Annotated in this window: 18 protein-coding genes, 1 rRNA gene and 1 pseudogene; 8 read left to right on the forward strand and 12 right to left on the reverse strand. The window is 37.8% G+C overall.

The features are described from left to right. Positions 1 to 68 precede the first annotated feature (68 nt). The 3 genes from rrf to cysK all read left to right on the forward strand — a co-directional run bounded on the left by rrf (position 69) and on the right by cysK (position 2,107). Positions 69 to 183 (forward strand): 5S ribosomal RNA (gene rrf, locus EGS71_RS14045). Between the two features lie 176 nt (positions 184 to 359). Next, on the forward strand, positions 360 to 902 hold the full coding sequence (locus tag EGS71_RS14050; RefSeq protein ID WP_001159746.1) for a GNAT family N-acetyltransferase: 543 nt from the start codon (positions 360 to 362) through the stop codon (positions 900 to 902). A 206-nt stretch (positions 903 to 1,108) separates the two neighbouring features. Beyond that, positions 1,109 to 2,107, forward strand: a complete 999-nt coding sequence (gene cysK / locus EGS71_RS14055; RefSeq protein ID WP_000102362.1) for a cysteine synthase A — start codon at positions 1,109 to 1,111, stop codon at positions 2,105 to 2,107. 55 nt (positions 2,108 to 2,162) lie between these two features. On the opposite strand, the gene EGS71_RS14060 is transcribed toward cysK, so the two are convergent. From EGS71_RS14060 to EGS71_RS14070, 3 genes are all read right to left on the reverse strand, one after another. Then, a complete protein-coding gene (locus EGS71_RS14060; protein ID WP_002018049.1) occupies positions 2,163 to 2,771 on the reverse strand; it encodes a lytic transglycosylase domain-containing protein in 609 nt (202 codons plus the stop codon). Between the two features lie 308 nt (positions 2,772 to 3,079). Beyond that, on the reverse strand, positions 3,080 to 3,646 hold the full coding sequence (locus tag EGS71_RS14065; protein WP_000859327.1) for a flavodoxin family protein: 567 nt from the start codon (positions 3,644 to 3,646) through the stop codon (positions 3,080 to 3,082). Positions 3,647 to 3,662: 16 nt separating this feature from the next. Beyond that, the gene (locus tag EGS71_RS14070; RefSeq protein ID WP_001098165.1) at positions 3,663 to 4,148 is read right to left on the reverse strand and encodes a DUF2938 domain-containing protein; all 486 of its coding nucleotides are present in this window, start codon (positions 4,146 to 4,148) and stop codon (positions 3,663 to 3,665) included. An 81-nt stretch (positions 4,149 to 4,229) separates the two neighbouring features. Between EGS71_RS14070 and EGS71_RS14075 the strand changes: the two genes are divergently transcribed. From EGS71_RS14075 to EGS71_RS14090, 4 genes are all read left to right on the forward strand, one after another. Beyond that, positions 4,230 to 4,634, forward strand: coding sequence for a helix-turn-helix domain-containing protein (locus tag EGS71_RS14075; RefSeq protein WP_000350996.1), 405 nt, complete (start codon positions 4,230 to 4,232; stop codon positions 4,632 to 4,634). A gap of 147 nt (positions 4,635 to 4,781) precedes the next feature. Continuing rightward, a complete protein-coding gene (locus tag EGS71_RS14080; protein ID WP_000039479.1) occupies positions 4,782 to 6,041 on the forward strand; it encodes an esterase-like activity of phytase family protein in 1,260 nt (419 codons plus the stop codon). Positions 6,042 to 6,255: 214 nt separating this feature from the next. Further along, a complete protein-coding gene (locus EGS71_RS14085) occupies positions 6,256 to 8,634 on the forward strand; it encodes a YgiQ family radical SAM protein (RefSeq protein WP_000102052.1) in 2,379 nt (792 codons plus the stop codon). A gap of 313 nt (positions 8,635 to 8,947) precedes the next feature. After that, positions 8,948 to 9,448 carry a DUF2726 domain-containing protein gene (locus EGS71_RS14090; protein ID WP_000291528.1) on the forward strand — a complete coding sequence of 167 codons (501 nt, stop codon included), beginning with the start codon at positions 8,948 to 8,950 and terminating at the stop codon, positions 9,446 to 9,448. Between the two features lie 146 nt (positions 9,449 to 9,594). On the opposite strand, the gene EGS71_RS14095 is transcribed toward EGS71_RS14090, so the two are convergent. The 5 genes from EGS71_RS14095 to creB form a co-directional block, all read right to left on the reverse strand. Beyond that, a complete protein-coding gene (locus EGS71_RS14095; protein WP_000116122.1) occupies positions 9,595 to 9,948 on the reverse strand; it encodes a RidA family protein in 354 nt (117 codons plus the stop codon). Between the two features lie 75 nt (positions 9,949 to 10,023). After that, positions 10,024 to 10,227, reverse strand: a complete 204-nt coding sequence (locus EGS71_RS14100; RefSeq protein WP_000285049.1) for a hypothetical protein — start codon at positions 10,225 to 10,227, stop codon at positions 10,024 to 10,026. A 56-nt stretch (positions 10,228 to 10,283) separates the two neighbouring features. Next, positions 10,284 to 11,678: a cell envelope integrity protein CreD gene (creD, locus tag EGS71_RS14105; RefSeq protein WP_001253829.1), complete on the reverse strand. Its 1,395-nt coding sequence runs from the start codon at positions 11,676 to 11,678 to the stop codon at positions 10,284 to 10,286. 75 nt (positions 11,679 to 11,753) lie between these two features. Next, a complete protein-coding gene (gene creC, locus EGS71_RS14110) occupies positions 11,754 to 13,220 on the reverse strand; it encodes a two-component system sensor histidine kinase CreC (RefSeq protein ID WP_000021645.1) in 1,467 nt (488 codons plus the stop codon). 3 nt (positions 13,221 to 13,223) lie between these two features. Continuing rightward, the gene (gene creB / locus EGS71_RS14115; RefSeq protein WP_002009395.1) at positions 13,224 to 13,946 is read right to left on the reverse strand and encodes a two-component system response regulator CreB; all 723 of its coding nucleotides are present in this window, start codon (positions 13,944 to 13,946) and stop codon (positions 13,224 to 13,226) included. Positions 13,947 to 14,123: 177 nt separating this feature from the next. Here creB and EGS71_RS22790 point away from each other — a divergent pair. Continuing rightward, positions 14,124 to 14,186, forward strand: a pseudogene (locus tag EGS71_RS22790) (hypothetical protein); the annotation flags it as partial. A gap of 58 nt (positions 14,187 to 14,244) precedes the next feature. Here the strand turns inward: EGS71_RS22790 and dinB are convergent. From dinB to EGS71_RS14135, 4 genes are all read right to left on the reverse strand, one after another. After that, a complete protein-coding gene (dinB, locus tag EGS71_RS14120; RefSeq protein WP_001226143.1) occupies positions 14,245 to 15,300 on the reverse strand; it encodes a DNA polymerase IV in 1,056 nt (351 codons plus the stop codon). Between the two features lies 1 nt (position 15,301). Next, positions 15,302 to 16,060, reverse strand: a complete 759-nt coding sequence (locus tag EGS71_RS14125) for a GH25 family lysozyme (protein WP_000163492.1) — start codon at positions 16,058 to 16,060, stop codon at positions 15,302 to 15,304. A 77-nt stretch (positions 16,061 to 16,137) separates the two neighbouring features. Next, complete coding sequence (gene mdtD / locus EGS71_RS14130; protein ID WP_000994601.1) at positions 16,138 to 17,529, reverse strand: multidrug transporter subunit MdtD; 1,392 nt, start codon at positions 17,527 to 17,529, stop codon at positions 16,138 to 16,140. A 208-nt stretch (positions 17,530 to 17,737) separates the two neighbouring features. Next, positions 17,738 to 18,361, reverse strand: a complete 624-nt coding sequence (locus EGS71_RS14135; protein ID WP_001089658.1) for a TIGR00730 family Rossman fold protein — start codon at positions 18,359 to 18,361, stop codon at positions 17,738 to 17,740. Between the last annotated feature and the right edge of the window lie 157 nt (positions 18,362 to 18,518).

Genomic DNA, 18,518 nt, shown 5'->3' on the forward strand with positions numbered 1-18,518 from the left:
GTCTGTTACAGATTTGGAAAACGCTTCGGCATTAAATAAGACCCAGGCAAGTATCCATAAACAGTTGTGCTGGCGACCATAGCAAGAGTGAACCACCTGATCCCTTCCCGAACTCAGAAGTGAAACCTCTTAGCGCTGATGGTAGTGTGGGATTACCCATGTGAGAGTAAGTCATCGCCAGCTCATTATTCTAAACACCCCAATCTCAAAAGAGGTTGGGGTGTTTTTTTATAGCAAGAAATCAATCAATAAAGAATTGTTTGAAGAATTATTAAAACTAAAATAATGGAATAAAGAATAATTTCATAATATTCCAATATTTGCTTAATCTATAAATAGTTCAAATTGAGTTTTCATCTATGCAGTTCAAAATTATCGCAGCCCAAGATCTAGATAGAAATCAACGTCATCAGATTGCTGAGTTATGTTTTTCTGCTTTTGATGAAGATCCTTGGACTCAATATGCTTTTATGCAAAAAGCTATTCATGTTGTCGGTATATTAAACAATCAAATTGTCTCGCATGCCTTATGGACGGATAGAGTTTTTACCATAAATGGTAGTTCCGATGTGAAAACTGCTTATGTAGAGTATGTGACCACTGGTTACACGATGAGAGGTAAGGGGATTGCATCACAATTATTAAAATATTTAGTAGAGACATTAACTCATCTGGAATATGGGCTTGCTGCATTACAACCAGAAGATGAAGCATTTTATGAAAAATTAGGATGGACTGTTTGGAAAGGAAATTTATTTATCAAACTAAACACTTGTAGTTATCTAACGGATGAGTATGAAATTATGCTATATCCTTTAAATATTCAGATGAAAGACCAGCTATCAAATAGTTCAGAAGAGGACACTATTTGTGCAGATTGGCGAGAAGGTGAACTTTGGTAGTAATTATGCCTGGGCTTTAATGCTGCAGCGAAAGTTTACTTTAGATTGGATGCTATATATTTTAAGTATTTGATTTTACTATTTTTATATCTTTTTATTTTTAATGTAAATTCCATTTTTTATTTTACTTCACTTTTTCTACTTTTCTGTTTAACTGACAAGCCTATAATGATTCAGAATCATTCCAAATCTAATAAGGATATAACATGTCTACTGATCCACAATTCCCAACACCCAATAATTTAGGTATCGCAGTATATTCCAATAATGCCGAAGCTATTGGTAATACACCTTTAGTACGTATTAACCGTTTGATTAAAACGGGCGCAACCGTATTAGCCAAAATAGAAAGTCGTAACCCAGCTTTTTCTGTGAAATGCCGTATTGGAGCGGCACTTATTGCAGATGCGGAAAAACGTGGTGTGCTAAAAGAAGGCATGCATATTGTTGAACCAACCAGTGGTAATACTGGTATTGCATTGGCGTTCGTAGCGGCGGCAAAAGGTTATTCCATTACTTTAACTATGCCTGCAAGTATGAGCCTTGAGCGTAGAAAAGTGTTAAAAGCACTCGGTGCTAATTTAGTCCTAACCGAACCAGCGAAGGGAATGAAAGGTGCAGTTGATGAAGCTGTACGATTAGCAACTGAACAGCCAGAAGTTTATTTCTTGCCACAACAGTTTGAAAACCCAGCTAATCCACAAATTCATGTTGATACGACTGGACCAGAAATCTGGCAAGCAATAGGTGGACAAGTTGATATCTTGGTAGCTGGTGTAGGTACAGGAGGTACGATTACGGGTATTTCTCGTTATTTTGAACAAGTTCAGAATAAGCCATTGTACTCAGTAGCAGTTGAACCTGCTGAGTCTCCAATTATTACTCAAACAAAAAATGGTGAGAACATTACACCCGCACCGCATAAAATTCAGGGAATTGGAGCAAATTTTATTCCAAAGAATCTTGATTTAGATTTGGTTGATGAAGTCTTACCAGTGAGTAGTGAAGAAGCAATTCAATGGGCGAGAAAGTGTGCCACCCAAGAAGGTATTTTAGTGGGTATTTCAAGTGGTGCTGCATTGGCAGCAGCGGCTAAAATTGCAGAACGTCCTGAAAATGCAGGTAAAACAATTGTTGTTATTCTTCCAGACAGTGGGGAACGCTATTTATCTTCTGTTTTATTTGAAGGTTTATTTGACGAATAAAATTAACCATATAAAAAAGCCCATTAATAAATGGGCTTTTTTATTTAATCTTAATTTATAAAGCACTTTTTAAAGTTTTCTGATGACGTTTCACAGATCGAGCATATTTTTTTGCTTTGTGTCGTGTCCAGAAACTTCGTTCATATCCTGTTGGACCAACATTATAATATGCTGTCGCTTTGAACCAGCTATCTGCTGTCTGATAGTAATGATTTAAAATATAAGCACCACATTGGATGTTGGTAGATTCATCATACAAGTTACCAGCACAAGTTTGTTGCCAATAACTGGGAATAATTTGTGTTAACCCAATAGCCCCGGTGGGAGAGCGAGCATTACTATTATAGCTAGACTCTTGCCTGATCACGGCTGCCAATAAAAGCGGTGGAACATTATATCTATCAGCGCTTTGAATAATCATTGGAGATAGGCGATTCGCTGTACTTGGCGGAACGGAATAAGCTTTTTGTAAGCCAGACGAAAGCTTACTTGAGCGCCAAGAAAATGAACCGCTATTAGGGCCTAAACTTGTACATCCCGTCATTATTGTCATCAACGCAATAATAAAAAGTTTGAGACTAAGGCGCTGTAATTGTGATGGTGCAAAATGATCTTGAGCTAAAGATGAGGTAAGCAAAATACAAAACCAATAATCAAATTTCAAATGAAATGATGGTATTCAGCCGTATTTATTGGATCAATATAAGTTCTGTTGCTCAGCCCAAGCAAAAAGTAAGATTTTTGTATTATTGAAATGAAAAAAACCCGACATCCTGTCGAGGTTTCTTCGTATTCAGCTTTATGTAGCTAACTCCTGTCAACTACCGCTTCCTGCGTTCTTATTCTTCTTCAATGAGACTTCCTGTCTCTCTATGATTTATATGTTATGAAAAAATACTTAAGTTGAATATCCGTTAATGACCCCAAATTTTGTACGTTTTAACTTACAGACGTTCTTTTTCAACTATGGAGTTAAGTCCCTTGATAAGCATTTAAGGTCAATGCAAAATTTTCACCAAATTGTTGAGCAGTTTTAATATCTCCCTCATCAAAACCATCTGCATTACTAGCATGTTCAGCCTGAGCCATTAAACCTGACCATGAACCGAGTCGGTTAGCTGCTTGTGTATAGGCAACACCTTGATGCTGTTCTGGTAGAATTGGGTTACCTACCCATAACATGCCGTGTTGCATGCAAAAAGTAAAAATTGAAATTAGTGTGGATTGTTTATCACCAGCAGGAAGAGATGAAACGGTAAACCCAGCTGCTAATTTCCCTTTAAAACTTTGTTTTTTCCATAATGGTCCAGTTGCATCCATGAGCTGTTTTAACTTGGAAGATACACCACCTAAATAAGTAGGAGATCCCCAAATTAATCCATCATATTGGATAAGAATTTCTGGACGCTCGATAAGATCCTCGGCATTGAGTAAATCTGCTTTAATATTGTGATGGCTCAAGACGCCAATTTGAATTTGCTGAGCAATAAATTGGGTGTGGCCTTGGCGACTATGGTAAATAATGGCAACAGTTTTCATGGAAATTTCCCTTTATTTAAATTTGAAATAGTTTTGCAGTGAGATATAAACCACAGCCAAAAACACTATGGTTCAGCAAACTTTTCAGACAGTTCAAAAAAGGGTGAGGTGTTTTTGATGAGGCAAAACCACTACCCATAGCTGGTTGCATAATAAAAAAAGGAATGAGAACGGTGACCAAACCAAACAGTAGTGCTGAGTAAAACTGAGGGTGGTCGAGCCAAACTGAACCTACGATTAAAAGAAAGTTCAATGCAAAGATAATTCCGACACTATAGTGAGCAATCCAGCCTAATAAATATTCCCCCTTCATTGGAGGACTTTTAGCAATAGAATGATGGACAAGTTTTCCTTGAAATATCCAGCCCACCCAACGTCCAAGAAAGGCAAAGTTTAAAGTCGGGATCTTAAATATTTTTAGTATTAACAGCCATATATCCATAACGATGGTTGCACCAATACCAAGACATAAAGCTTGAAAGAACAGAGTGGATGTATTCATTTTTACACCTTGCTTTTATACGTATGAAACGTGATAAATTTATTGTGCAAGTTAAAGTTCACTTGAAGTCAAGAGGGTATTATGGATATTGGTGAAGTCGCTAAGAAGGCAAAAGTCACAACGGCTACCCTACGTTTTTATGAAGAGAAAGGGCTAATTAAATCGATAGGGCGGCAAGGCTTACGTCGACAATATGGCAAACAAGTAATTGATCAACTGGCATTAATTGCTTTAGGTCGTGCTGCAGGATTTTCTTTAAATGAAATTGCCACAATGTTTAGGCAAGATGGTAAGCCTGATCTTGACCGTCAAAAACTAAAAGATAAAGCTGAACAATTAGAGCAAATGGCAAAGCGATTGCATTTTATCAGCCAAGGATTAGAACACGCTGCTGTATGTCCTGCTGAAAATCATATGGAATGTCCAACTTTCCAAAAATTTTTAAAAGCAGCAATTGCTGGAGAATATCAGCCAACAAAACTTTAATTAGCTTTACTAATAAGTTCAGTTTTCTATTGGGTGCTAAACAATAGGCTTGTCATATTTTCGCCATAAAGATTTCATATTTTTGAAGCAAAAACTTCATACAAGCTTGATTAAATTTGCTTAATTTTTTACCAACTGTATAAAATCATGAGCAAAAAAACTTTAATCGCATTATTATGCTGTGCCAGTTTAGGATTGACGGCATGTAACGATGATAACGATCAAGATCAAACTTCGCCTACTGAAAACGTTACCGAACCAACTCTAATTTCTTTTGCTAAGTTACCTGTAGAAACTTATGCTGCTGGACCAGACTCAGGGGCATATGTGAAAGGTGCAAATGGAATTTATCCTCCGTTTAAAGGTCAACCTGTACAGGGATTTTCTGCAGCATTAAAAAATGAAGATGGCAGTTATATGGCAATGGCCGATAACGGTTTTGGCACTCAAGATAATTCATCAGACTTTTTACTTCGTATTTATAAAATAAAGCCTGATTTCAAAAATAAAACTAAAGGCACCGGTCAAGTTACTGTGCAAAGTTTTATCCAACTGCGTGATCCGAATAAATTAATTTCATTTAATATCATCAATGGTAATACACCTGAGCGTTTATTAACGGGTGCTGATTTTGACCCAGAGTCAATGCAACGTACTAGCGATGGTACTTATTGGATTGGGGATGAGTTTGGACCTTATTTACTTCATTTTTCAGCGGATGGTGTGTTATTAGATGCACCGATCGCTTTACCAAATCCATTAAATCCGGCTCAAGAATTACGTTCACCACAAAATCAGTTTAATAAAGCGCAAATTAATTTTGTAGAGCCTTTGGTTCAACAAAGTGGCGGTTTCGAAGGAATGGCGATTTCACCAGATGGACAATATCTCTATCCGCTTATAGAAAAGCCAATTAAATCAATTCGGGAAACAGAAAGACAGTTGCTGATTTCTCAATTTGACCTGAAGAAAAAAGCGTATACAGGAAAATATTATTGGTTCCAGTTAGACAGTAAAGCAACCAATATTGGTGATTTTCAACTCTTTAATGATAAAGAAGGGATCATTATTGAACGTGATGCCACGCAGAATAATTTAGGTGGCTATAAAAAATTAATTCGTATTAAATTAAATGAGTCAGGCCAGCTGGTCAGCCGCGAAGACTTAGTCGATTTAATTAAAATTGCTAACCCGAATATGTTGTATGGCACAGCTAGAGCAGGGGATATTGGTACGGGACAGGTTTTTGCCTTCCCATTTGAAACCATTGAAGATGTAATTATTGAAAATGGTACAACACTGACGGTTTTCAATGATAATAACTTCCCTGGGTCGACGGGACGTAATGCAAAGTTGGCCGATGATAACGAGATTATTCAGATTCGTTTACCAAAAGCTCTCTTCTAATTCATATAAATAAATGAGTTCGATCTGCGGCGGATTTTATTCCGCCGTATTTAATCTAAGAATAAAATATTGAGTAAACTTTAATCAAATTAATTTCTATATTGTTGTTTTCGCGTGTTTTATAAACAAGGAAAATGAATGAAATTCATGTTAAAATGATCGGCTTTCATCTTTAGATGTCTCTCCTCCATCTGCTAGCCGAGATTCGCAAGCCATGTCTACCGCTTATACTATGCAAACTGCGCCAAAAGCGTTGTTTGATTACGACAAATATTGGGCGTCGTGTTTTGAACCAGCGCCATTTTTGCCGATGTCACGAGAAGAAATGGACCAACTCGGCTGGGATGCGTGTGACTTTATTTTAGTCTGTGGCGATGCTTATATTGATCATCCATCATTTGTATCGGGTGTGATTGGACGGGTATTGGAAGCGCAAGGTTTCCGTGTCGGTATTATTGCACAGCCAGACTGGACCAATGTTGAAAGTTTCCGTGTATTGGGTAAGCCAACGATTGCTTGGGGAGTGACTGCGGGCAATATGGATTCGATGATCAACCGCTATACGGCAGATCGTAAAATCCGTTCGGATGATGCATATTCTCCTAATAACGAACCAAATAAACGTCCTGACCGTGCGGCAACGGTTTATTGCCAACGTTGTCGTGAAGCATTCCCAGATGTACCTGTACTATTAGGTGGTATTGAGGGTAGTTTACGTCGTATTGCGCACTATGATTATTGGTCAGACAAAGTCCGTCGTTCAATTTTGATGGATTCAAAAGCTGATATGCTTATGTATGGTAATGGTGAACGAGCCATTATTGACGTGATGCACCGTTTGGCTAAAGGCGAAAAAATCCACGAGATTACAGATGTTCGTGGTACAGCATTTATTATTAATAAACATAACAAAGCGGCTAAAGCAAAATTTGTTGAAATTGCCAGTAATGATGTAGATACGATTGGGCGTGTTGACCCAATTATTAACCCATATGTCATGACTGAAGATATTGATGGTTGTGAAATCGAGAAAGATAAAGGCAACACACTAGCTCAGTATCAAGGTTTTCAAAAAGAAATTGTTGCAAATCCGATTGTACGTGAAGGCTACCAACTTGATGAAAATACTCAGATTGTTCAGCTAAAGCCTGCTCAGTCAAAAGCGATTAAACACAAGTTACCTCCGCGAGAATTGGCTGTAATTCGTTTACCTTCTTTTGAAGAAGTGGCAAATGATCAAGTGCTTTATGCACATGCAAACCGTATTTTGCACCTTGAAACCAACCCGGGTAATGCACGTGCTTTGGTTCAACGTCATGGTGAGCGTGATGTCTGGATCAATCCACCTCCAATTCCTCTAACCACAGAGGAAATGGATTATGTATTTGATTTGCCATATGCACGTTTGCCGCATCCTGCATATGGAGATGCGCGTTTCCCTGCATTTGATATGATCAAATTCTCGGTCAACATTATGCGTGGCTGTTTTGGTGGTTGTACATTCTGTTCGATTACAGAACATGAAGGCCGTATTATCCAAAACCGTTCGGAAGATTCGATCTTACGTGAGATCGAGAAAATTCGTGATACAGCGCCGAACTTCACCGGTATTATTTCAGACTTAGGTGGTCCAACAGCAAACATGTACCGTTTGCATTGTAAAGATCCTGAAATTGAGAAGAACTGTCGTAAACCTTCTTGTGTATATCCGGGTGTTTGTCAAAACTTGCATACCGATCATGCACCTTTAGTACAGCTTTATCGTAAAGCACGTGCGATTAAAGGGGTGAAGAAGATTCTGATTGGATCGGGATTACGTTATGACCTTGCAGTATTGAATCCTGAATATGTCAAAGAGCTGGTACAACACCATGTTGGCGGTTATTTAAAAATTGCACCAGAGCATACTGAACAAGGCCCTTTATCTAAGATGATGAAACCGGGTATTGGTACGTATGACCGTTTCAAACAAATGTTTGATCGCTTTAGTAAAGAAGCAGGAAAAGAGCAATATTTAATTCCTTACTTTATTGCTGCACACCCAGGTACTTCTGATTATGACATGATGCATCTTGCGATCTGGCTGAAGAAGAATGGTTTCCGTGCCGATCAGGTACAGACGTTCTACCCATCACCGATGGCAACTGCGACAACCATGTATTATTCAGGGAAAAACCCACTCGCAAAAGTGGCGCGTTACACTGAAAATGTAGACATTGTAAAAGGTGAAAAACGCCGTCGTCTGCACAAAGCATTCTTACGTTACCACGATCCAAATAACTGGCCATTACTTCGTGAAGCACTTAAAGAAATGGGCCGTGCTGATTTAATTGGTAATTCAAAGCAACATTTAATTCCAACTTATCAACCGAAAGGGGCGGAAGGAGAATATAAATCTGCACGTAAGAAGAACTCGACTGTTGCGGGCGATTCAGTGAAGCGTTCAGGTCAAACAGTTCAAAATAAAAATCAGCATAAACGACCGCAAAAAGGGCAGGTACTGACTCAACATACGGGTCTACCACCTCGTGAGACAGGTGAAAAGAGACCATTTGGTGGTAAAAGTAAACCAAAATCAAAAGCTCGTGGATAACGATAAAAAAGGCTCTGTTTAAGAGCCTTTTTTATTTTTAAAGTGAGTGGATAAATCATATGGTGAGATTTCTGAGCATTTTTTATGTAAAAAGTGTAATGAAAAATGATAAATCCTAAAAATCTGACGAGCTGCACTTGATTGTTGCTGAGTCTGTGTTTATAAATAATGTGAGGGTGGCTAAATTTAAGCCAAGCTTGATAACTACAAGTGAAATTACTAAGTGAACCTTTTAAAGAACGGCTGTGTCGTTATCAATTAAAACAAAGCGTGATCTAGCAAAATCATTATAAAAAACTTAAAGGATGGACCCATGTACTATTTAATTACAATCTTATTACTATTTTTGACCGTTGTTATGGCGGCGAAAAGCCTCTCAAGAAAGCATCAACAAGACAGTGCTTTAAAGCGCCGTGCCGTGTTAAGTAGTCATGAACAAATGACATTAACTCGTTTACAGACAGTATTGCCTAAATTTACTGTGTTAGCTCATGTTTCATTTGATGCATTATTAACAACGAAATATGCTCACACTCGTCGCAAATATCAAAATATGACAGCTGACTTTGTTGTGCTTGATCAAAATTATCAGGTTGTTGTAGTGGTTATGCTTGAAGAAAGTGGTTTACGCCGAGCACATCAACAATATGAGCGCCGTTTATTACAGCTTGCGGGCTATCGTGTATTAAGTTACAGCACTGTGCCAGATTATCATGAGTTAAGAAGAGACTTATTGACCCCTGAATCAGAGATGGCAACTTTACATGCAACGCCTCAGCTAGAAAGAATTTCAAATGCTTTTGTAAAGTCTTAAAAATTAGGTCTTACAGTGATTTAATTTTAAGCCTCATTAAATAAGATTTTAAAAAATGCTGATATTATCAACTTTAAAAGTATAAAAACTGAGCAATATCGATCATGATCTTGCTCAGTTTTTTTATTAATTAAAATTAATAAGAATTAAGGAAGTACCGCAACAACGGTCATTTCTACAAGTACATCAGGTGCATAAAGTTTAGATTCAACACAAGTACGAGCAGGTGGATGCTCTTTGCTAATCCACGCATCCCATACTGTATTCATGGCTGCATAGTCCTTATCAATATCCTTTAGAAAAATCATGACAGACAGGATATGACTTTTGTCGGTTCCGGCTTCAGCAAGTAAGCGATCAATATTGTCCAAAGTTTGTTGAGTTTGCGCTGTAATATCCACACTGGTGTCATCAGCGAGCTGCCCTGCTAAATGGACTAAATTACCTGAAATCGCCACTTCACAATATCTTGAAGTTACGTGTAAACGCTGCACAGACATAAGTTTTACCTGATATAAAAACGATAGAAAAGATTGTACTTGATACAATTCTAATGCAGTGTAAATTTCTTTAAATTAGGCTGAAAAAGTTTCTATTTCCATTAATTTACGCTGTTTGAAAATAAGAATAGAGCGATATTGTGGGCAAACAATAATATTACCTAAATTTAAAAATTGGATTTTGGCGCGCCGAAGCTGATTCAAGCAAGCTGCAACGGAGCTTTGATTTGGACACAATTGTTTGAGTTGACTTAAAGCTGATTTGGTCGTTTGATACATGGTAAGATCCTAATTTAAATATAAAAATTTAACTTTATCCGATAGATTTAGATGCGCTATTGTTCGGACTGATACCAATTAACATGGCGTGTGATGTACATGACACATGCAATTAGTATGAACGAAAGAATAGAGCCAAAAAGGAAGGTCTTGCCGCTGGATTGTAGTAATAGATACATCATGCCGTATAAAGCACTGAGCAAAACACCGAAGAGTATAGCGGCTTTAAAACCTTGAACGACGAAGTATAAATACCAAGTAATCAAGCCAATACATGCAACTGCCGCAACGAGGTAGGCTAGGCCAAAAGCATAATATTCACTTATAGATAAAAGCAAAACAAAGAATACACCTTGTGCCATAGCCACCAGAGCGTACTGAATAGGATGAATTTTAAGACTTTTCAATACTTCAAATAAGAAGAAGCAACCAAAGGTAATAATGATCACCATAATGCCATATTTGATGGCACGATCAGTTCGGGTATAAATATTAACGGGTTCTAAAAACTGCGTTGAAATACCAGAAATGTTGTTTGAAGATGTATTTGAAGCAGCATAAGCAGCGTCAACATTACTGATCAGATTGCTTTGAGTATTTACAGCTTGGTAAAAACACTGACTATTTGCACAGGTTGAGAGACGATCTAAATTACGTTTCCCTAAAGCAATATTTTTCCAGTCAGCTTCAAAGAATTGTTTTTTGCTCAGTTTCTTAAAAGGCAAACTTTGACCATCGTATTTGACATCTCCCCAATTGCCTTTAGCTTGGTAGGTCATCTCGTAACTGGTTGGAACAAAGGCAAATTCGCTTAAACCTTCTAAATCAAATTGCAGACTAAAGCTAAAACCTTTTTGCAATTTTAGGATCAGTTCAGGATATTGCTTGCTGGTGATATGAAGAAGATCAAAGCCATGTTGACCTTGGCTTTGTGCAGAAAAGTCAAATTTATAATTTTTTCCATCAATATTAAATATTGGTTTGGTATTTAGACCGCGAGCATCTTGGATAGGAAAAATGATTTCAGCTTGATCCCAAAGATAGTTGCGTTGTGATTCAAGCATTTTGCCTTTAAATACACCTTTACCTAACATGTGATTTTGATAGCTAATTGCTTTATACATATTGCGTTTGTAAGTGTTATCAGAAACTTTAAACTGAGCTTTCCAGTCCGTTGATTCTGCCCCTAGGGTGACAAATAATGTTTGGATACAAGCGTAAGTTTTCTTTTGCTCATCGGTACATATGGTTTGAACTTGATAAGGGATTTTTAAATATGGTGCGATCACTTGTTGGGGGCGAATTTGTTCTTTTGCAATGTCTTGAATTACTTGTTGTTGATAGCTTTGGCGTTCATCTACCAAGCTTGAAATAAAAAAGAGGCCAATATAAAAAATCAAAATTAGGAATAAAACCGCTCCTATTTTAAGATTGATAAAGTTTCTACGCATAGTGGATTCCATTGTCATTCTGATATGACCAGTGTCTCGAATCGATATGCGTTTTAAATGAGTTGCAGTTGAAGCTTATGTGAAGTTTTGATGAAGTAAAATTTTTAGCAATACCCCCGATTTGTGTTGCTTTAAAAAATCCAAATAATTTTCAGAGATATTTTGAATAGTGATATGACCTTGGTGCTGTTGGATAATCTGCTGCACGATACTTAGTCCGATACCTGTACTTCTTTGCTGGTTATGCGGACGTGGTAATGAAAAATAGGTTTCAAAGACACGATTTAAGGCATATTCAGGAATGGCTTCACCTTCATTGAATAACAGAATTTCAATGCCATCAGTGACAGTATTTTTCCTGACTTGAATGGTGAGAAGACCTTGTTCAGAGCAAAAGTCTCTTGCATTATCTAAAAGATTATTGATGGCTTGTTTAAGCCAAAATGGATCAGCATAGATTATGTAATGCTCAGGAAGATTCACCTCTAATTGGAGATGTTTAATTTGGAGAGCACTGTGTTGTTGTATCAAACAATCTCGAATCACTTTTGATAAATCAATATTTTGAAACTCTAAAACATGCTGATTCTTCTCTAAACGTGTGAGCAATAGCATACGTTCAATTAAAGATTGTAAGCGATGACTTTGCTCAACAATATGTGCAGCAAATTGTTGTTGATCTTCTAAGGGCAGATCATCTTGTAATAGTTCTGCACTGGCCTGAATCGCCGTGAGTGGACTTTTCAATTCATGGGTCAGAGTATTTACATAATTTTCGACATAAGCACGATCTTCGAGTTTCTCTCGCATTTCACTGAGCGCCTGAGTCACTTGGTTCAGCTCTTTTGCAGAATAAAAAAATGGAGCTTGATTGACAGGTGCTAGTGCTTGAGCATAACGACGTACTTTATCAATACTGTGTCTTAACCAATATGCCACCATGCTTGCAAGTAATAAGCTGAGTGCAGCGATCCACAGCGCTTGATAAATCAGTTGACGTTCTGCACGTGTAATATAAGGTTGCACGGATTGATTTGGTTTACCAATACTGACTACACCTATTAATTGGTGTTTGTAGATAATCGGCGCAGCGATATACATTACACTGCTGTTTCGGTCATAAGGTGTGGTTGCAGTAGAACGTGCACCGTACTTACCTTGTAGGGTTAAATAAACATCATTCCATTTTGAATAATCTTGCCCAATGGCTTGATCTTCTGAGTCGTAGATTACTATGCCGTGCTGATCTGTTATATAAAGCTGTTGATTAATTTCATCTTTTTTATGCTGCCAAATTGTAGCATTCAGTTGGCGAGATAATGCTGCTTGAATTTTTTGATCAAATTCGGGCGTACTAACTTGTTTTTGTGCTACATCCTCTGCAATCAGTTGGGCAATAATATTGGCATTTTCAGCAAGTGTATCTTCGACCACTTGGCGGACATTTGGTTTGACCTGTTGGTTTAATGTATAAGCAATAAAGCTTAGGCTCAGTACCACCACTAAGCTAAAGAAAAACCAAATGCGGATAAAGATGGACATTGATTAACCTAACTTCACTAGACTGTATCCGAACCCTCGATGCGTCCGAATAGGATCATTATCAGGGGTAATTTGTTTTAGTTTTTGCCTTAAACTTTTGATATGCGTATCGACTGTGCGTTCTAAGCTATGCTCAGGATGTTCCCAAATATGATCCATTAATTGCTGACGGCTAAAGACTTGTTCAGGATGTTGAATCAACAAAAATAACAATCGATATTCATAACGCGTCAGTTGTAATGATTTTCCATGATATTGAATTTGCAAAGATTGTGGATTGCATGACCATATCGAGCATGGAGCAACTATTGCAGCCTGAGAGATTGGATTTTGACTTGAATTACTTTGTATTTGTACTTCCATTCTACGCCAAATGGCTTTAATTCTAGCCACAATTTCCCTTGCACTAAAAGGCTTTGTACAATAATCATCTGCGCCAATTTCCAAACCGACAACTCTATCAATTTCATCATCTCGTGCCGTAAGAAATAATAAAGGTGTTTGAGATTTTTGGCGTAGTTGTTTGCAGACTTCAAAGCCGTTAAGATCAGGTAAACCGATATCTAAAATAATAAAATCAAAAGCTTGTTCTGAAAGATATTGTAATGCTTGAGTCCCCGTATTTGCCCAACTGACATTCCAGCCTTCACGTTCAAGCGCATAACGTAGAGGAAGGACAATAGCAGCTTCATCTTCAATACATAAAATTTGTTTAGGGCTCATCATGGTTAACTAATTAATATGTTGTAATTTTATTGAGTTAGTTTAACGGAAGATGCGGTAGAGAAATGCTGTAATATTAATTTTTTATAATTCTTTATAAGATAAAGGGCACATTTGTGCCCTGTAATATTCGGATTTGGTCGTCACGCCAATCACAGGACGATATGCCGAAAGTAAAGGTTGCTTTGGCATGTTGCAAATACATGGGTAATGAATATGCGCTGATTAGATTACTTCAAACTTTAAGTAAAAGGGAACTGTTTTTGTTTAAAACTTGTTCTTTTGTATAAAAAAACAACACTTACCATAAGGATAACTGAAAGTCGTCAGCTTTAGTTTGTAATTGATAAACTCCAATACCAATGAGCCGAAATTGGAAGTTTTCGGGAATATGCATCTCATTTAAAAGTAAGAATAAAACTTGAATCAGGTCTTGTTGAGAATGAATTGGGTTTTTAAAACTTTTACTGTGTTGCAAAGTCTGGAAATTCTTAAGTTTGAGCTTAATATTTACGCCTCGGGCATTCAGTTGCTTTTTCTCTAAACTTTGCCAGACTTTTTCGGCTAGACCATGCCAGTAGGGTTGGCACTGAGCTAAAGTAAAGTCACTATCAAATGTGGTTTCTTTTGAAATTTGCTGTCGGGCACGTTCAGCTTGAACGGGCCGGTTGTCGATGCCTTGAGCATATAAATAAAGCTGTTGGCCATATTTACCAAAGTGGTGAACTAAAACAGCTTCTTCAATTTTTTGTAAGTCGCCTAGCGTATGCAATTCAAGCTGTTGGAGCTTTTCTTGGGTAACTTTGCCTACTCCTGGAATTTTCTTTAAGGGTAAGCCCTGAATAAAACTGGCTACTTGAGAAGGTTTTATAACAAACAGGCCATTCGGTTTATTCCAGTCGGACGCAACTTTTGCCAAGAATTTATTAGGTGCTACACCAGCCGAGGCTGTCAGTCCGGTTTGCCTGAAAATATCTTCCCGAATATGCATAGCCACTTCGGTCGCACTCGCGATTTGTTTTAAATTTTCAGTGACATCAAGATAGGCTTCATCTAAAGATAAAGGCTCAATAAGAGTGGTGTATTGTTGAAAGATACTATGAATTTGAGCCGAGATGGCACGATATTTTTCGAAATTTGGCTCAATAATAACAACTTGAGGGCATAGTTTTCTTGCTTGGCTCATGGACATGGCAGAGCGTAAACCAAACTCACGGGCAGGATAAGAAGCAGCTGCAATTACGGCGCGTGGGTGATGTGATGAAATAACTACTGGGAGATGCCTTAAATCAGGACGCTCTCGCAATTCGACCGATGCATAAAAGGCATCCATATCGATATGAATGATTTTGCGCATATTATTGTGCTTTCACGATGCCTTGCTGCTGTAAAAATTGATGCCATTCTTTGACTGAACCCTCGTAAACATTTAAGTCTACTGGCTTTGTCATGCCTTCAATTTTACCTTGATTACTATGCTGCCAAAAGAGCCATTTTCGCTTGTCTTTCAGCTCAGGTTTCCCTTCGTAATCTCTGACCCAAAGAGGTGTATTAGGGAAACTACCTATTAATACAATGTGGTAAAAAGTTTTGGAAATATAAAAGATAGGCTGTTTACCATAATGATGCTTTAAGCTGTCATGCATGATGCCTATTTCTTTAAGTAATTGTTCTTTGGTATGAGAATTAATACAGTTGCTGTCATATTCCAGATCAATAACGGGAGGAAGGGCATCAGCTTTGTTGGGTACGGTTGAAATAAAATTTTCAGCTTGTGTTTTACCATCACGACATAAACGGTAAAAATGATAAGCCCCGACATGAAAGCCATGTTCGCGTGCTTTTAACCAGTTTTCTTGAAATTTTGGATCTTTATAATCACCGCCTTCAGTCGCTTTTAAATAGACGAACTGAAATTTTTGGTGTGATATTTTTTTCCAGTTGATATTTTCTTGATGGTGAGAGACATCAAAGCCTTGAATTGGGTAATCTTGAGCAATAGCTTTTTGCTGGTAGAACAGACCGAAGTAGGTGAGAACCCCCATAACACAAGCTAAAACAATCCCAATGAGGGTATTGTAGCGTGGTGCAGAAAAGGTTTTTGCCAGCTTGGTCATGCAAAACTCAGTATTAATATGAAGTTCACATCATAGCGTGATTCGCGAGCGAGAAACCACGCTAAAAATGCAACTGCTTACACAGGCGTATTTTTGGGTATTTGCCAAAAGATCAGTGCGGTAATGATATTAATACAGCCTAAACAAATGAGGGTGACATGGAAGGCAGTTGTCACATGTGCTGTACCATAGTAATCGGTAAATACATTAATGAGTGTACCTGCCAGTGCAACACCAATACTCATTGAAAGCATCATAATCATTGATAAGAAACTATTACCGCTACTTGCATCTTGTTGAGGCAAATCTTTTAAGGTAAGTGTATTCATTCCCACAAATTGTAATGAGTTTAATGTACCAAATAAGAAAAAGTGTAAGGCTCTAAACCAAGTTGGGGTGTCGACAGTCATAATGGCAAAAGAAGCAATACATAGACCAACTAAAGTTGTGTTAATTAACAGAAAGCGGCGATAACCCATTTTCTGAATAATCGGTCTAACAATAGGCTTGGAGAAAAGCGACCCTAACACTAGCGGAATCATCATTAATCCCGCAATGAATGGCTCAAAACCAAAAGCGACTTGTAGCATGAGTGGTAAAACAAAAGGTAAGGCATTACCACCAAAGCGGGCAAAGAAATTACCTAAAATACCAATCGCGTAAATCTTGTTTCTAAAGAGTCGGCTACGGAACAATGCATTTTGATGCGTATGTGAATGGTAGGCATACCAAAGGGTTGCGATTACCCCGACCACTAATAAAGAAATACTAAACCATTTGGAATACTCAGGTGAGGCAAGATGTTCAATACCCAAAGACCAGCCAATCATTGCGACGACTAAGAGCACAAACCCAATAAGGTCAAATGTTTTAACGGTAGGCTCTTTTACATTTGGCATGACCTTTAATGTCATTAATATGCCCAATACTCCCATTGGAATATTAATAAGAAAGATCCAATGCCACGTTGCAACTTCAACGAGCCAACCACCTAGTGTTGGACCAGCTAAAGGGCCTAGTAAACCTGCCAGACTCATGAGACTCATGGCTGCCAAAAATTGAGTTCGGGGAATAATTTTTAAAAGTGATAAACGACCAACAGGGAGTAATAACGCACCCCCAACACCCTGAATGACACGGAAAAATAAAAGCTGATTTAGGCTTTGAGAAAGACCACAACCTAAGGAAGCAAGCGTGAAAATTATGATTGCTGATAAAAACGTATTTCTAACACCAAAACGGTCAGCCAACCATCCACTTAAAGGAATACAGGCCGCTACAGATAAAACATAAGCCACCACTACGCTATGCATACGTAATGGATCTTCATTTAAATGGTGTGCCATTGCAGGAATGGCAGTATTTACAATTGTTGTATCTAATGCCTGCATAAAAAAGCCAATGGAAACCAAAAGAACCAATAGGCGATATTCGGGTTGCAAGGCTTGATGGGTTGGCGTGGCATTCATAACATTTAAAAATTAACGTTTTCGCCTAGTGTAAAACAAATTGAATTTAAAAAAAGTAAGTCAATGTTGAATAAACGCTTTGTAAGTTTAACTTCTATTATTTAGAGCAACTATATAACCGGACTTTCAAGTGAATGATTATAAAATGAGTATAAATAGATAAAATAAAAAAAGCGGAAGAATCCGCTTTTTTGTTGAGGTAGAGAGCTTAAACAACAAATCTCTTTGGCATTTTTAAGTTTTTAATGACGTTATAAATTTGGTCGATTTCTTCACATACAATTAATTTAGCTCGATGCTGAAGAGGAAGGAAACCTTCTTGTACAGCATGGTCTAACTGAGCAATTAACGCATTATAAAAACCATTTACATTATATAAAATCATGGGTTTTTGGTGCTGGTTGAGTTGACCCCAAGTCGCAATCTCCAAAATTTCTTCGAATGTTCCTAAACCGCCAGGTAGCGCGATAAAAGCACTCGCGCGCTCTGCCATCATGGCTTTACGCTCATGCATGGTTTCTACCACATGCAACTCGGTCAGTCCTGCATGCGCCACTTCATAATCAAGCATAAATTCAGGAATGACCCCTACAGCTTCTCCACCATGTGCAAGTACACTTTCTGCGACTTGTCCCATTAAACCAATACTGGCACCGCCGTAGACCAAACCAAAACCTTGTTCAGCAATTCCGCTGGCTAATTCAATTGCCTTTTCGCGATAAATCGGGTTATTTCCTGCTCGTGAGCCACAATATAATGCAATAAGAGGTTGTGTTGTTTTTACAGATGTTATTGGTGAATCATTTACTGCCATTGTTAATACGCTATTCATTGCTTTATTTTCACCTTATCACGTTCATATTTCTTGTCTACACTAAGCAAAAAATATGACAACTTTATAAGCAGTTTTATAGGAAAGATTCATGTTTTGTATGGGTTTGGTGAATACATATAATGATCAAATAAAAATGATGAATTTATGTTAAATC

The organism is Acinetobacter sp. FDAARGOS_559 (genome assembly GCF_003940475.1).
Taxonomy (GTDB): Bacteria; Pseudomonadota; Gammaproteobacteria; order Pseudomonadales; family Moraxellaceae; genus Acinetobacter; species Acinetobacter baumannii.

What these genes read in the sequence shown, in the direction of transcription:
- creD (WP_001253829.1), bottom strand. Translation starts at nt 11,678, where the DNA reads ATGCGTAGAAACTTTATCAATCTTAAAATAGGAGCGGTTTTATTCCTA.
- EGS71_RS14135 (WP_001089658.1), bottom strand. Translation starts at nt 18,361, where the DNA reads ATGAATAGCGTATTAACAATGGCAGTAAATGATTCACCAATAACATCT.
- EGS71_RS14070 (WP_001098165.1), bottom strand. Translation starts at nt 4,148, where the DNA reads ATGAATACATCCACTCTGTTCTTTCAAGCTTTATGTCTTGGTATTGGT.
- EGS71_RS14125 (WP_000163492.1), bottom strand. Translation starts at nt 16,060, where the DNA reads ATGACCAAGCTGGCAAAAACCTTTTCTGCACCACGCTACAATACCCTC.
- creB (WP_002009395.1), bottom strand. Translation starts at nt 13,946, where the DNA reads ATGATGAGCCCTAAACAAATTTTATGTATTGAAGATGAAGCTGCTATT.
- mdtD (WP_000994601.1), bottom strand. Translation starts at nt 17,529, where the DNA reads ATGAATGCCACGCCAACCCATCAAGCCTTGCAACCCGAATATCGCCTA.
- EGS71_RS14090 (WP_000291528.1), top strand. Translation starts at nt 8,948, where the DNA reads ATGTACTATTTAATTACAATCTTATTACTATTTTTGACCGTTGTTATG.
- EGS71_RS14075 (WP_000350996.1), top strand. Translation starts at nt 4,230, where the DNA reads ATGGATATTGGTGAAGTCGCTAAGAAGGCAAAAGTCACAACGGCTACC.
- EGS71_RS14085 (WP_000102052.1), top strand. Translation starts at nt 6,256, where the DNA reads ATGTCTACCGCTTATACTATGCAAACTGCGCCAAAAGCGTTGTTTGAT.
- EGS71_RS14080 (WP_000039479.1), top strand. Translation starts at nt 4,782, where the DNA reads ATGAGCAAAAAAACTTTAATCGCATTATTATGCTGTGCCAGTTTAGGA.
- creC (WP_000021645.1), bottom strand. Translation starts at nt 13,220, where the DNA reads ATGTCCATCTTTATCCGCATTTGGTTTTTCTTTAGCTTAGTGGTGGTA.
- EGS71_RS14050 (WP_001159746.1), top strand. Translation starts at nt 360, where the DNA reads ATGCAGTTCAAAATTATCGCAGCCCAAGATCTAGATAGAAATCAACGT.
- EGS71_RS14095 (WP_000116122.1), bottom strand. Translation starts at nt 9,948, where the DNA reads ATGTCTGTGCAGCGTTTACACGTAACTTCAAGATATTGTGAAGTGGCG.
- cysK (WP_000102362.1), top strand. Translation starts at nt 1,109, where the DNA reads ATGTCTACTGATCCACAATTCCCAACACCCAATAATTTAGGTATCGCA.
- dinB (WP_001226143.1), bottom strand. Translation starts at nt 15,300, where the DNA reads ATGCGCAAAATCATTCATATCGATATGGATGCCTTTTATGCATCGGTC.
- EGS71_RS14065 (WP_000859327.1), bottom strand. Translation starts at nt 3,646, where the DNA reads ATGAAAACTGTTGCCATTATTTACCATAGTCGCCAAGGCCACACCCAA.
- EGS71_RS14100 (WP_000285049.1), bottom strand. Translation starts at nt 10,227, where the DNA reads ATGTATCAAACGACCAAATCAGCTTTAAGTCAACTCAAACAATTGTGT.